The 13,520-nt window shown below is 73.4% G+C and carries 14 protein-coding genes; 7 read left to right on the top strand and 7 right to left on the bottom strand.

Features of this window, described 5'->3' with window-relative positions; translation table 11 throughout:
• Position 1 precedes the first annotated feature (1 nt).
• The 6 genes from ACNJ93_RS03220 to ACNJ93_RS03195 all read left to right on the top strand — a co-directional run bounded on the left by ACNJ93_RS03220 (position 2) and on the right by ACNJ93_RS03195 (position 5,878).
• Positions 2–313 (top strand): urease subunit beta, encoded by a 312-nt coding sequence (locus ACNJ93_RS03220; protein WP_418955782.1) that lies wholly within the window; start codon positions 2–4, stop codon positions 311–313.
• Positions 306–2,027, top strand: coding sequence for an urease subunit alpha (locus ACNJ93_RS03215; RefSeq protein WP_418955781.1), 1,722 nt, complete (start codon positions 306–308; stop codon positions 2,025–2,027). Before ACNJ93_RS03220 ends, ACNJ93_RS03215 begins: the two co-directional genes overlap by 8 nt.
• 11 nt (positions 2,028–2,038) lie before the next feature.
• The gene (locus tag ACNJ93_RS03210; protein WP_418955780.1) at positions 2,039–2,704 is read left to right on the top strand and encodes an urease accessory protein UreF; all 666 of its coding nucleotides are present in this window, start codon (positions 2,039–2,041) and stop codon (positions 2,702–2,704) included.
• Between the two features lie 18 nt (positions 2,705–2,722).
• Positions 2,723–3,400 (top strand): urease accessory protein UreG, encoded by a 678-nt coding sequence (gene ureG / locus ACNJ93_RS03205; protein ID WP_418955779.1) that lies wholly within the window; start codon positions 2,723–2,725, stop codon positions 3,398–3,400.
• Entirely contained in the window at positions 3,397–4,140 is a 744-nt protein-coding gene (locus ACNJ93_RS03200; RefSeq protein ID WP_418955778.1) for an urease accessory protein UreD, read from the top strand. Before ureG ends, ACNJ93_RS03200 begins: the two co-directional genes overlap by 4 nt.
• 160 nt (positions 4,141–4,300) lie before the next feature.
• On the top strand, positions 4,301–5,878 hold the full coding sequence (locus ACNJ93_RS03195; protein ID WP_418955777.1) for an alpha/beta hydrolase: 1,578 nt from the start codon (positions 4,301–4,303) through the stop codon (positions 5,876–5,878).
• A gap of 52 nt (positions 5,879–5,930) precedes the next feature.
• Here ACNJ93_RS03195 and ACNJ93_RS03190 read toward each other — a convergent pair whose 3' ends face one another.
• Both ACNJ93_RS03190 and ACNJ93_RS03185 read right to left on the bottom strand, forming a co-directional pair.
• A complete protein-coding gene (locus ACNJ93_RS03190; protein ID WP_418955776.1) occupies positions 5,931–6,965 on the bottom strand; it encodes an NAD-dependent epimerase/dehydratase family protein in 1,035 nt (344 codons plus the stop codon).
• Positions 6,966–7,007: 42 nt separating this feature from the next.
• Positions 7,008–7,694, bottom strand: coding sequence for a lysophospholipid acyltransferase family protein (locus ACNJ93_RS03185; RefSeq protein WP_418961295.1), 687 nt, complete (start codon positions 7,692–7,694; stop codon positions 7,008–7,010).
• 102 nt (positions 7,695–7,796) lie between these two features.
• Here ACNJ93_RS03185 and ACNJ93_RS03180 point away from each other — a divergent pair, with 102 nt between their 5' ends.
• Positions 7,797–8,804: a DUF3048 domain-containing protein gene (locus tag ACNJ93_RS03180; protein WP_418955775.1), complete on the top strand. Its 1,008-nt coding sequence runs from the start codon at positions 7,797–7,799 to the stop codon at positions 8,802–8,804.
• 55 nt (positions 8,805–8,859) lie between these two features.
• Here the strand turns inward: ACNJ93_RS03180 and ACNJ93_RS03175 are convergent, their stop codons facing one another.
• The 5 genes from ACNJ93_RS03175 to ACNJ93_RS03155 form a co-directional block, all read right to left on the bottom strand.
• Positions 8,860–9,060: a hypothetical protein gene (locus ACNJ93_RS03175; RefSeq protein ID WP_418955774.1), complete on the bottom strand. Its 201-nt coding sequence runs from the start codon at positions 9,058–9,060 to the stop codon at positions 8,860–8,862.
• A 100-nt stretch (positions 9,061–9,160) separates the two neighbouring features.
• Positions 9,161–10,111 (bottom strand): cytochrome c oxidase assembly protein, encoded by a 951-nt coding sequence (locus ACNJ93_RS03170; RefSeq protein WP_418955773.1) that lies wholly within the window; start codon positions 10,109–10,111, stop codon positions 9,161–9,163.
• A gap of 129 nt (positions 10,112–10,240) precedes the next feature.
• On the bottom strand, positions 10,241–11,266 hold the full coding sequence (locus tag ACNJ93_RS03165; RefSeq protein ID WP_418955772.1) for a 6-phosphofructokinase: 1,026 nt from the start codon (positions 11,264–11,266) through the stop codon (positions 10,241–10,243).
• A gap of 168 nt (positions 11,267–11,434) precedes the next feature.
• Positions 11,435–12,163 carry a type 1 glutamine amidotransferase gene (locus ACNJ93_RS03160; RefSeq protein ID WP_418955771.1) on the bottom strand — a complete coding sequence of 243 codons (729 nt, stop codon included), beginning with the start codon at positions 12,161–12,163 and terminating at the stop codon, positions 11,435–11,437.
• Positions 12,164–12,195: 32 nt separating this feature from the next.
• On the bottom strand, positions 12,196–13,443 hold the full coding sequence (locus ACNJ93_RS03155) for a MurT ligase domain-containing protein (RefSeq protein ID WP_418955770.1): 1,248 nt from the start codon (positions 13,441–13,443) through the stop codon (positions 12,196–12,198).
• Between the last annotated feature and the right edge of the window lie 77 nt (positions 13,444–13,520).

Below are 13,520 nucleotides of genomic sequence, written 5' to 3'. Positions count from 1 at the left end.
CGTGATTCCCGGAGAAATCCTGCTGGGCGACGGCCCGGTGGTCCTCAACGAGGGCAGCCCCGTCACCACGCTCACCGTCCTCAACGCCGCCGACCGGCCCGTCCAGGTCGGCTCCCACTACCACTTCGCCGAGGCCAATCCCGGTCTGCGGTTCGACCGCGCGGCCGCGCACGGGCTGCGGCTGAACATCGCCGCCGGCACCGCCGTCCGTTTCGAGCCCGGCATCCCCGTCGAGGTCGAGCTGGTGCCGCTGGCCGGCCGCCGGCTCGTCGCGGGGCTGCGCGGCGCGATCGGAGGGCCGCTCGATGCCTGAGCTGCACCGCGCCGTGTACGCCGACCTGTTCGGCCCCACCACCGGCGACCGCATCCGGCTCGCCGACACCGATCTGCTGATCGAGATCGAGGAGGACCGCAGCGGCGGGCCCGGCCGGGCCGGCGACGAGGCGGTCTTCGGCGGCGGCAAGGTCATCCGCGAGTCCATGGGGCAGTCCCGCACCACCCGCGCCGAGGGCGCCCCCGACACCGTCATCACCGGCGCGGTCGTCCTCGACCACTGGGGCGTGGTGAAGGCCGACGTCGGCATCCGCGGCGGCCGGATCACCGCCCTCGGCAAGGCCGGCAACCCCGACACCATGGACGGCGTCCACCCCGGGCTCGTCATCGGCCCCGAGACCGAGATCATCTCCGGCAACGGCAGGATCCTCAGCGCCGGAGCCGTCGACGCCCATGTCCACTTCATCTCGCCGACGGTCGTCGAACAGGCCCTCGCCACCGGCGTCACCACCCTCGTCGGCGGCGGCACCGGCCCGGCCGAGGGCACCAAGGCGACCACCGTCACCCCGGGGCCCTGGCACCTGGCCCGGATGTTCGAGGCGCTGGAGACCTACCCGGTCAACATCGGCCTGCTCGGCAAGGGCAACACCATGTCCCGCGAGGCCATGCTCTCCCAACTGCGCGGCGGAGCCGTCGGGTTCAAGATCCACGAGGACTGGGGCGCCACCCCGGCCGTCCTCGACGCCTGTCTGCGCGTCTGCGACGAGACCGGCGCGCAGCTCGCCGTGCACACCGACACCCTGAACGAGGCGGGCTTCGTCGGCGACACCCTCGCCGCCATCGCCGGCCGCACCATCCACGCGTACCACACCGAGGGCGCCGGCGGCGGGCACGCGCCGGACATCATCACCGTGGTCTCCGAGCCGTACGTGCTGCCCAGTTCGACCAACCCGACCCGGCCGCACACCGTCAACACCGTCGAGGAGCACCTCGACATGCTGATGGTCTGCCACCACCTCAACCCGGCCGTCCCCGAAGACCTCGCCTTCGCCGAGTCCCGCATCCGGCCCTCCACCATCGCCGCCGAGGACGTGCTGCACGACCTCGGCGCGATCTCGATCATCTCCTCCGACTCCCAGGCGATGGGGCGCATCGGCGAGGTGATCCTGCGGACCTGGCAGACCGCGCACGTCATGAAGAAGCGGCGCGGCGCGCTGCCCGGCGACGGCCGCGCCGACAATCGGCGCGCCCGTCGCTACGTCGCCAAGTACACGATCAACCCGGCGGTCGCGCAGGGCATGGACCAGCTGATCGGCTCCGTCGAGCCGGGGAAGCTGGCGGACCTGGTCCTGTGGGAGCCGGCGTTCTTCGGCGTCAAGCCGCTCGCCGTGCTCAAGGGCGGACAGCTCGCGTACGCGCAGATGGGCGACGCCAACGCCTCCATTCCCACCCCCCAGCCGGTGCTGCCCCGGCCCATGTTCGGGGCGCTGGGGAAGGCGGCGGCCGCCGGCTCGGTCAACTTCACCGCCCCGGCCGCGCTGGAGGACGACCTGCCCGAACGCCTCGGCCTCGCCAAGACCTTCGCCCCCATCGGCAGCACCCGCCGGGTCACCAAGGCGGACATGCGGGAGAACGACGCCCTGCCGCGGGTCGAGGTCGACGCCGACACCTTCACGGTGACGATCGACGGCGAGCCGGTCGAACCCGCTCCGGCCGCCGAACTGCCCATGGCCCAGCGCTACTTCCTCTTCTGACGGGACAGGGCATGAGCACGCGATCCGCACTCCTGGTGCTCGCCGACGGGCGCTTCCCCGCCGGCGGGCACGCCCACTCCGGCGGCGCCGAGGCCGCCGTGAAGGCGGGCCGCGTCCGCGACGCCGCCGGTCTGGCCGCGTTCTGCCGGGGCCGGCTGCACACCACCGGGCTCACCTCCGCCGGGCTCGCCGCCGCGGCGGCCCTCGGCCTCGATCCGTACGCGCTGGACGCCGCGGCCGACGCCCGGACGCCCTCGCCCGCCCTGCGGGCCGCGGCCCGCAGGCTCGGCCGGCAGCTGATGCGGGCCGCCCGGGCCGCCTGGCCCAGCGCCGAACTCGACGCGCTCGCCGCCGCGTTCCCGCGCGGCGCGCACCAGCCCGTCGTCCTGGGCGCCGCCGCCCTCGCGGCCGGGCTCGGCCCCGAGGACGCCGCGCACTGCGTCGCGTACGAGACCGTCAGCGGGCCCGCGACGGCGGCCGTACGACTGCTGAGCCTGGACCCCTTCCAGGCCACGGCCGTCCTCGCCCGCCTCGCCCCCGAGATGGACGAGGTCGCCGCCCGCGCGGCGGCCGCCGCCCGGGAGGGCCTGCACGCCCTGCCCGCCGCGTCCGCGCCCCTGCTCGACATCACGGCGGAACAGCACGCCGCCTGGCCCGTCCGCCTCTTCGCTTCCTGAACCCTCCGGAGCCGCCCCATGCACCTCGACCACTCCCACGACTCCCACGGCGCCGTGTCCGCCGACGCCCACCGCCCGGACGGCAGCCGCCGGGCCCTGCGGATCGGCCTCGGCGGGCCCGTCGGCTCCGGCAAGACCGCCACCGTCGCCGCCCTCTGCCGCGCCCTGCGCGACCGCCATTCGCTCGCCGTGGTCACCAACGACATCTACACCCGCGAGGACGCCGAGTTCCTGCTGCGCAACGCCGTCCTGCCGCCCGAGCGGATCCAGGCCGTGGAGACCGGGGCCTGTCCGCACACCGCGATCCGCGACGACATCTCCGCCAACCTGGAGGCCGTCGAGGACCTGGAGGAGGCCGTCGGCCCGCTCGACCTGATCCTCGTCGAGTCCGGCGGCGACAACCTCACCGCCACCTTCTCCAAGGGCCTGGTCGACGCCCAGATCTTCGTCATCGACGTGGCCGGCGGCGACGACATCCCGCGCAAGGGCGGCCCGGGCGTCACCACGGCCGACCTGCTCGTCGTCAACAAGACCGACCTCGCCCCGTACGTCGGCTCCGACCTCGACCGGATGGCCCGCGACGCCAAGGAACAGCGCGGCGACCTGCCCGTCGTGTTCACCTCGCTCACCGGCCCCGAGGGCGTCGCCCCGGTCGCCGCCTGGGTCCGCGCCCGCCTCGCCGACTGGACCGCATGAGCCTGCGCGCCACCGCACGGATCGCCGCCGCGGCCGACGGCTCCCTGCCGGTGCTCCACAGCGACGGCCCCTTCGCGCTGCGCCGCACCCGCAGCACCGACGGGTCCACCCGGGTCACCGTCGTCGGCGCGATGAGCGCGCCGCTCGGCGGCGACGAACTCGCCCTGGAGGCGCGGGCGGAGGACGGTGCCCGGCTCACCGTCGACGCCGCCGCCGCGACCGTCGCCCTGCCCGGCCGCACCGCCGCCCCCGCCCGCTACCGGGTCCGGCTGTCCGCCGGAGCGGACGCGACGCTGCGCTGGCTCCCCGAACCGCTCGTCTCCGCGCACGGCTCGCACCTGCGGGCGCACACCACCGCCGAACTCGCCGCCGATGCACGGCTGGTGCTCCGCGAGGAGCAGGTCCTCGGCCGGCACGGCGAGGAGCCCGGGACCCTGGTGTCCCGGCTCACCGTCACCCGTGCCGGCCGTCCCCTGCTCGACCAGGAACTGGCGTACGGGCCCGGCGCCCCGGGCGGCTGGGACGGGCCCGCCGTCCTCGCCGGGCACCGGGCGGTCGGGCAACTGCTCGTCGTCGACCCGGACTTCGAGGGCAAGCCGGTCGAGCCCCGGCTGCTCGGCGACAGCGCCGCCGTCACCCCGCTCGCCGGTCCCGCCGCCCTGGTGACCGCGGTCGCCGGGGACGCGCTCGGCCTGCGCCGCGCACTCGACCGGGCCCTCGCCGCACTCGCCCCTTTCTGAGGCTTTCATCCCCCGTGCCCGGCCCGGGTGTTCGGTCAGCGGTTCGGCCGGTTCCGGCTATCGGTTCGGCAAAAAAACACCTGTACGACTGTTCTCCGGTGTACGGCGGACGCGAGGATCCCCCTCGACTCGATCAACACCACAGGGGGAAGGACCTTACGTGACACGTACAGGAGCACTCGGCACGGCGGGGGCGCTGGTCGCCGGCGCGCTCGTCGCGAGCGCGATCGCCGCGCCCGCGGCCGGCGCCGACACCCGGGACCGGACCTGGTCCGAGGACCGCGGCGTCAGGATCGCGGCGGCACGCGCCGCTCAGCAGGGCATCGACTGGGCCGAGTGCCCCGCCGACTGGAACCTGCCCAAGCCCATCGAGTGCGGCTGGGTCACCGTCCCGCTCGACTACGCCCGCCCGAACGGCAAGCAGATCAAGCTCGCCGTCGACCGCGCCAGGAGCACCGGCACGCCGGCCGAGCGCCAGGGCGCGCTGCTGTACAACCCGGGCGGCCCGGGCGGCTCCGGCATGCGCTTCCCCGTCCGGCTCGTCACCGGCAGCAAGCTGTGGGTCAACACCGCGAAGGCGTACGACTTCGTGGGCTTCGACCCGCGCGGCGTCGGCCGCTCCACGCCGATCTCCTGCATCGACCCGCAGGAGTTCGTCAAGGCCCCCAAGATGGACCCGGTCCCCGACAGCGAGGCCGACAAGCTCGCCCAGCGCAAGCTCGCCCGCGCGTACGCGGACGGCTGCGCCGAGCGCAGCGGCTGGATGCTGCCGCACATGACCACCCCGAACACCGCCCGCGACCTGGACGTCATCCGCGCCGCCCTCGGCGAGAAGAAGCTCAACTTCATCGGCGTCTCCTACGGCACGTACCTCGGCGCGGTCTACACGACCCTGTTCCCGGGCCACGTCCGCCGCATGATCGTCGACAGCGTGGTCAACCCCTCGCGCGAGAAGATCTGGTACCAGGCCAACCTCGACCAGGACGTCGCCTTCCAGACCCGCTGGAACGACTGGAAGGCCTGGGTCGCCTCCCACGACGCCACGTTCCACCTCGGCGACACGCCCGAGAAGGTCGAGGCGCAGTGGGCCGAACTCCGTGCCACCGCCAAGAAGGCCCCGCTCGGCGGCGTCGTCGGCCCGGCCGAGCTGATCTCCTTCTTCCAGAGCGCCCCGTACTACGACAGCGCCTGGGTGCCGGTCGCCGACGCCTGGAGCAAGTACGTCGCCGGTGACCCGAAGGACCTCATCGAGGGCGCGGCCCCGAACCTCGCCGACACCGCCGGCAACATCCGCGCGGAGAACAGCAACGCCGTCTACACGGCCGTCGAGTGCGCCGACGCCAAGTGGCCCACCAACTGGCAGCGCTGGGACCGCGACAACACCCGGCTGCACCAGAACCACCCGTTCATGACCTGGGCCAACGCCTGGATGAACCTGCCCTGCGCCACCTGGTCCACCAAGCAGCGCACCCCGGTCCAGGTGAAGTCCGGCAAGGACCTCACCCCCATCCTCATCGTCCAGTCCGAGCGCGACGCCGCGACCCCGTACGAGGGCGCCGTCGAGCTGCACAAGCGGCTGCACAACTCCCGTCTCATCACGGAGAAGAACGCCGGCTCGCACGGCGTCACCAACCTGGCCAACCCGTGCGTCAACGAGCGGGTGGACGCCTACCTGCTCCAGGGCACGGTGGACGCCGCGAACGTGACCTGCGCACCGCACGCCACGCCGCAGCCGTAGCACCACCGCACACGAGGGGCGGCCGTCCTGACGGCCGCCCCTCCCGCGTGTCCTACGACCCGGCCGCCAGCCAGGCGTCCTCCGCCGCGTAGTCGAAGAAGTCCACCCCGTACTTCACCAGGCCGGGGAACGCCTCCCGCCAGTCCTGCTCCCGCAGCCGCGCGGTCAGCCACGCGACCGTCGCCGGCAGCGAGTCCACGTACGACACCACCGGGCGGTACCCCAACTCCCGCTCCGCCGCCGTCATGTCGTGCACCACCGGATGCGCGCCGCTCCACGGCGTGAGGCCCACCGTGCCCTCCGGCGCACCCGGCAGCAGCACCGTCTCGCTCCGCACCCCCAGCACCGCGTCGATCGCCGCGCCGATCTCCGCGACCGTCGGCGCCTCGGGGTCCGCGCCGTTGAGCACCCGCGTGCCCGGCGCGGCCGCCGCCAGCCGGATCAGCTCCGCCAGGTTGTCCACGTGCACCGGCTGGAACCGCGACGCCCCGCCGTACGCGAGCAGCCGCACCGGCCGCCCGTCCAGCGCCCGCTTGACGAACCACGCCTCGCGCGGCCCGGGGGAGTACGGGCCGTGGATCGCGCCCGCCCGCAGCACCGTCGCCGGCAGCCGGTCGCCCGCCTTGAGCAGCTCGTGCTCCAGGGCCACCTTCCGCGTGCCGTACGTCCCGGGGCCCGGCGGCACCGTCGGGCAGGTCTCCGGGATCGGCAGCGGATAGCGCGGGAAGCCGTCCGGCTCGTCCTGGGTGTCGAAGCTGCGGCCCCGCTCGTCCGCGTACACGGCCCCGCTGGAGATCACCACCGCCGAGCCGATCCGGTCCGCGAGCCCGGTGAGCTGCCGACCGTGTCCGGCGTCGTACGCCACCATGTCCACCAGCACGTCCACGCCGTCGCCGAGCGCACGGGCGAGCGCGCCGTCCTCGTCCCGGTCCACCGCCGCCGACCGCACCTCGTCCGGCCAGTCCTCGCCCCGGCCGCCCCGGCGGGAGGCCGCGGTCACCTCCCAGCCGTCCGCGACGAGCGCCCGCACGGCCGCCCGCCCCACCTGTCCCGTCGCACCCAGCACGAACGCGTGTCCCTTGGTCATGCCCGCGACGGTACGGGGCCGGGGCCCCGGCGACCCAGCGACTCAGCTCTGGGCAGAGTCGCGGGCCTTCACCACGGCCGCGTAGTCGTCCACGTACTCCTGGCCGGACAGCTCCAGGATCCGGTACATGATCTCGTCGGTGACCGCCCGCACCACCGCCTTCTCGCCCTCCATGCCCGCGAACCGCGAGAAGTCCAGCGGCTCCCCGAACCGGATGGTGACCGGACGGATCCGCGGCAGCACCTTCCCCGGCGGCTGGATCTCGAAGGTGCCCACCATCGCGCACGGCACCACCGGCACCCCGGCCGTCAGCGCCATCACCGCCACGCCCACCTTGCCCTTGTACAGCCGCCCGTCGTGCGAGCGGGTGCCCTCGGGATAGATCCCGAGCAGCTCGCCCTTCGCCAGCACGCCGAGCCCCTCGCGGATCGCCGCCTGCCCGGCCTCCTTGCCGGAGCGGTCCACCGGGATCTGCCCCGCACTGCGGAAGAACGCCGCGGTCAGCCGGCCCTTGAGACCCGGCCCGGTGAAGTACTCCTGCTTGGCCAGGAAGGTGATCCGCCGCTTCAGCACCGCCGGCATCAGGAAGTGGTCCGAGAACGACAGGTGGTTCCCCGCGACGATCGCCGCGCCCTCCTCCGGGATGTGCTCCAGGCCCTCGATCCGCGGCCGGAACAGCAGCCGCAGCACCGGGCCGATCAGCACGTACTTCAGCAGTTGATAGAACACCGAGACCCCCGTGACGCGTCCGCGGACCCCGTTGTCCGTGGACTTCCGACTGAGAGTGTCCAACCAAGCGCCCCCGTGGTCCACTGGAGGGGGAGCACGACCATGCCCGGCACACCAGGACCCCGGCGCCCCGGCGCGATCCGCACCGCCCTCCTGTGCGCGGTGACGGCCGCCGGGCTGTACGGCTGCTCCTCGCCCGGCGAGCAGGAGACGCCGTCCCCGCCGAGCCCCACCGGGCCGAGCCCGAGCGCGAGCCCGATCGCCCGCTCCCCGTTCACCGGACTGCCCGCCCGGCCCGCACAGGTCCTCGCCGTCAAGATCGACAACGTGCCGGCGGCCCGCCCCGCCACCGGCCTCGGCACGGCCGACCTCGTCTACGTCGAGCAGGTCGAGGGCGGCGTGACCCGGCTGCTCGCCGTCTACTCCGCTCACCTTCCCGAGCGGATCGGCCCGGTCCGCAGCGCCCGCGAGTCCGACCTCGCGCTGCTGCGCCCCTTCGGCCGCCCGGTCCTCGCCTACTCCGGTGCCCAGTCCGCCCTGAACCCCCTGCTCCGCGCCGCGCCGCTGTACCCGGTCACCGAGAGCAGCACGCCGGCCGCCTTCCGGCGCGATCCCGGCCGCGCCGCCCCGCACAACCTGTACCTGCTGCCCGAGCGGGCGCTCGCCGCCGAGCCGGACGCCGGCCGCGCCAAGGACATCGGCTTCCGCTTCGGCTCCGCGCCCCCGGACGGCCGGGCGGTGAACGTCACCACCGTGCGTTACCCCGCCGCCCGCTACACCTTCACCTGGTCCGCCCCCGACCGGGCGTGGCGCGTGGCCATGGACGGCCGGACCGCCCGCAGCACCGACACCGGCCCGCTCACCCCCGAGACGGTCGTGATCCAGTACGTGACCGTCCGGCCCTCCGGCTTCCGCGACCGCTTCGGCTCCGTCTCGCCGTACACCGAGACCGTCGGCAGCGGCAGCGCGCTCGTGCTGCGCGACGGCCGCGCCCACGAAGCCCGCTGGAACCGCCCCACGGCGGACGCGGGCACGGCGTTCACCACCCCCGCCGGAACTCCGCTGAACTTCGCCCGCGGCCAGGTCTGGGTGGTGCTGGCCCCACGCTGAGGGATCCCGGGCGCCGGGCGGTATCGGGCGGTGGGCCCGAGGGCGCCGGGCGGCCTCAGGCCGTGGGCCCGCGCCGTCCCGGACGGGGCATCGCCGACGGGACGCTGTCCGCCGCCGCCATGCCGAGGGTGACCAGGCCGAGCACGACCCAGCCGAACCACAGCAGCCCGTTGCTGCCCAGCGCCACCGTGTACGCGGTCGTCAGCACCAGGGCGACGACGGTGATCACACCCATCGACTTCGTGGGACCGGACATGGCTGTCCTCCTCCGACCGGGGCCGTCCCCGCCATGGTCCCCCCGCCCCGGGCGGCCGCGCCACTACTGTGCGCGGATCACCTTCCGCACGTGGGGAGCGTCACCTTCCGCGGGTCTGGAGCGAGGCCAGGTACGCGTTGTACGCCTCCAGCTCCTTGTCGCCGTCCCGGTCCGCGGCCCGGTCCTTGCGCACCGCCTGGCGCTGCTCGGAGTGGTACCACTGGTAGACCAGCGCGATCAGGACCAGCACCGACGGGATCTCGCTGAAGGCCCAGGCGATGCCGCCCGCCGCGTTCTGGTCGGCCAGCGCGTCGATGCCCAGCGAGGCCGGCGGGTTTGCGTACGCCTGCACCATCGGCTCGGTCGCCATCATCAGCGCGATGCCGAAGAAGGCGTGGAACGGCATGCCCGCGAACAGCTCCAGCATCCGCATCACGTAGCCCGGCCGGTGCGGGCCCGGGTCGACGCCCATGATCGGCCAGAAGAACACCAGACCCACCATCAGGAAGTGGATCATCATCGCGATGTGCCCGGGCCGCGAGCCCATCAGGAAGTCGAACAGCGGCGTGAAGTAGAGCCCGTACAGGCTCGCGATGAACATCGGGATCGTGAACGCCGGGTGCGTGACGATCCGCATGTACCGGCTGTGCAGCAGCTTCAGCAGCAGCTCGCGCGGCCCGAGCGAGCCCCGTCCGGCCACCGGCAGCGCCCGCAGCGCCAGCGTCACCGGGGCGCCGAGCAGCAGCAGGATCGGCGAGACCATGCTGATCACCATGTGCTGCACCATGTGCACGCTGAACATGACCATGCCGTAGTCGTTCAGCCGGGTGCACATCACCAGCGCGATGCTCAGGGTGCCGAGCACGAACGCGACCGTGCGGCCCGCCGACCAGGCGTCCCCGCGGCCGCGCAGCCGCGCCACGCCCCAGCCGTACAGGCCGAGCGCGGCGAGACAGCCGAACAGGAAGAACAGGTCGGGAGAGAACTCCAGGGCCCGCCCCAGCGTGAACGGCGGCAGCTCCATGGTCGTGCCGTGCCCGCTGTGATCCATGTGTGTACTCCTGGAGCCCGATTCGCGCTTGTTGTCCGCACCAGACTAGAACCGCCCCCGGTCACGGCTGCGACCGGGGGCGGTACGGGACGTCGGCGGCGCGCCGCGGGCGCGTCCGGCGAGCCGTGCTCAGAGCACGGTCTCGGCCTCCTCGTAGCGGTCCGCGGGGACCGTCTTGAGCGTCTGCGTGGCCTCGGCGAGCGGGACCATGGTGATGTCCGTGCCGCGCAGCGCGGTCATCATGCCGAACTCGCCGCGGTGCGCGGCCTCCACCGCGTGCCAGCCGAAGCGGGTGGCGAGGACCCGGTCGTACGCGGTGGGGGTGCCGCCGCGCTGGACGTGGCCGAGGATCACCGGACGGGCCTCCTTGCCCAGGCGCTTCTCCAGCTCGACGGAGAGCTGGTTGGCGACGCCGGTGAAGCGCTCATGGCCGTAGATGTCCGTGCCCGCGGTCTTGAACTCCATCGAGCCCTCGCGCGGCTTCGCACCCTCGGCGACCACCACGATCGCGAAGCGCTTGCCGTTCTCGAAGCGGGCGCCGACGCGGGCGGTCAGCTCGTCCATGTCGAAGGGCCGCTCCGGTACGACGATGGCGTGCGCGCCGGCCGCCATGCCGGAGTGCAGCGCGATCCAGCCGGTGTGCCGGCCCATGACCTCGACGATCAGGACGCGCTGGTGGGACTCGGCGGTGGTCTTGAGCCGGTCCAGGGCCTCGGTGGCGACGCCGACCGCGGTGTCGAAACCGAAGGTCACGTCGGTGGAGGCGATGTCGTTGTCGATGGTCTTCGGCACGCCGACGATCGGCAGGCCCGCGTTCGACAGCAGCGTCGCCGCCTTGAGGGTGCCCTCGCCGCCGATCGGGATGATCGCGTCGAGACCCAGCTCGGCGACATGGCCGCGGGCACGCTCGACGCCGTCGACGAGGTGCGCGGGCTGGACGCGGGAGGAGCCGAGGATGGTGCCGCCGCGGGCGAGGATGCCGGCGACCGCGTCCAGGTCGAGCTTGCGGTAGTCCGCCTCCAGAAGGCCCTTCCAGCCGTCGTGGAAACCGATGACCTCGTCGCCGTGGTCGACGACGGCGCGGTGCACGACGGAGCGGATGACGGCGTTCAGACCGGGGCAGTCGCCGCCGGAGGTGAGCACACCAATGCGCATAGCCCGAAATACCTTTGCAACGTGGGCCGACTCCGGACCACGTCGTCCGGTTGGATCCCCGCCACCCTATCGGTGGCGGACGGCGGGGCCCTACCGGCTGTCCACATTCTGGACACCGTATTTACTTACGAATCCAATGCGCGTATGGGCGCTCAGACGTGCAGTCCGTCAGGCGGACTGCGTGGCCGCCGCGATCCGCTCCGCGCGCAGCGCCTCGTACCAGCGGTCGTCGGTCGGCGGCAGCGCGTTGACGTCGAGGGCCAGCTTCAGGAGCAGGTCCGCGATCTGCGGGTTGCGCGCCATGACGGGGCCGTGCATGTACGTGCCGAACACGGTGTCGTTGTACGCGCCCTCGGTGCCGTCGCCGGTCCCGTTGCCCTGGCCGAAGACCGTGCGCGCGAACGGGCGGGCCGTCGGGCCGAGGTGGGTGACGCCCTGGTGGTTCTCGAAACCGGTCAGCTGCGGCAGGCCGAGCTGCGGGTCGATGTCCGCGAGCACGTCGCCGACGCAGCGGGCGCCCTCGCCGCGCACGGTGGTCACGTCGAGCAGCCCGAGGCCGGGCTGGCGCTCGCCGATGTCGTTGACGAACTCGTGGCCGAGGATCTGGTAGCCGGCGCACACCGAGAAGATGATCGCGCCGTTGGCCGCGGCCCGGCTCAGGCCGCCGTCGCGGAGCAGCCGCTCGGCCGCGAGCCGCTGCGGCCGGTCCTCTCCGCCGCCGATCAGGTAGATGTCGCCGGAGGTCGGGACGGGCTGGTCGCTGCGCACGTCGAGCCGCTCGACGGCGAGACGGCGCTGGCGGGCGCGGCGCTCGACGACGAGCACGTTGCCCTGGTCGCCGTAGGTGCTGAGCAGGTCCGGGTAGACCCAGACCAGACGCAGGCTGCTGTCAGTCATGGTTGCCAAGTCCTCTGGAAGGTCGGGTCGGGTCAGTTGCCGACGCGGCGGCGGACGTCCTGGAACGCGGTGTAGTTCGCGATCAGCTCGATCTGCCCGGGCGGGGCCACCGAGACGGCCTCGTCGAGCGTGTCGCAGACACGGAACTCCACCCCGGCGACCTCCAGGCGGACCGCGAGGTCGAGCCGGCGGTCGCCGATCACCATGATCGGGTGTCCGGCCAGCCGGCCGTAGTCGACGTCCCACAGCCAGGAGGTGTCCGTGCCGTCCGCGCCGCGCGCGTTGACGGAGAGGATCACCGGCGCCGGCGGGCCGTCGATCAGGGAAAACGTTTCGAGCCAGCCCGCCGGGTTCTTCGCGAGCAGCAGCCGCAGCTCCCGGTTCTGGAAGGACACGACGTCGTACCGGCCGGCCACCGCCTGCACCTGGTACATGCGCTCCAGGGCGACCTGCGGCGGCACCCCGAACACCGCGGCGACCGCGGCGGAGGTGGCGGCGTTGGCCTTGTTGGCGCGGCCGGGCAGCTGCAGGTGGATCGGCCAGGCCGAGCCGTGCGGGTCGAGCACGTGGTCGCCGTTGAGCGCCCAGCTCGGCGCGGGGCGGCGGAAGCCGCACTCGCCGCAGAACCAGTCGTCGCCGGGACGCTGCATCACACCGCCGCAGGAGGGGCAGGACCAGGCGTCGTCCTTCCACTCCTGGCCGGCCGCGACCCAGACCACGTTGGGCGAGGAGGAGGCCGCCCACACGATCAGCGGGTCGTCCGCGTTGGCGATCACCACGGCCTTGGTGCCGTTGAGGCCCTCGCGCCACTTCTCGGCCAGCATCCGCGTCTCGGCGGCGCGGTCGAGCTGGTCGCGGGAGAGGTTGAGCAGCGCGATCGCCTTGGGCGTGGTGTCCCGGGCGACGCCGGCGAGGTACTTCTCGTCGACCTCGATCACGCCGTACTTGGCGTCCGAGCCGCCCGCCAGGGCCGAGGTGATGCCCGCGGGCATGTTGGCGCCCAGCGCGTTGGACACGACCGGGCCGCTGGCCCGCAGCGCCTCGGCGATCAGCCGGGTCGTCGTGGTCTTGCCGTTGGTCGCCGACACCAGCACGACGTCCAGATGCTGCGCGAGCCGGCCCAGGAGGTCGGGGTCCAGCTTGAGCGCCACCCGCCCGCCGATCACGGAACCACTGCCGCGTCCCGCCGCCCGCGACACCGCGGCGGCGGCCTTGCCCGCCGTCACGGCCAGCTTGGCACGCGGCGACAGCGGCTCTGGGTTACCGGGGTGTCCTGACATCGTCCTTGTTCCTCCTTGCGTCGGTCCGGGCTCAGCCTATCGAGGTCCGGCCGGGGCCCCGAACCGCGGCACCGCCG

Origin of the sequence: Streptomyces tritici (assembly GCF_048500665.1) — a bacterium.
GTDB lineage: Bacteria > Actinomycetota > Actinomycetes > Streptomycetales > Streptomycetaceae > Streptomyces > Streptomyces tritici.
The sequence above is the reverse complement of the archived record's forward strand: the minus strand, read 5'-3'. Positions and strand labels throughout refer to the sequence as shown.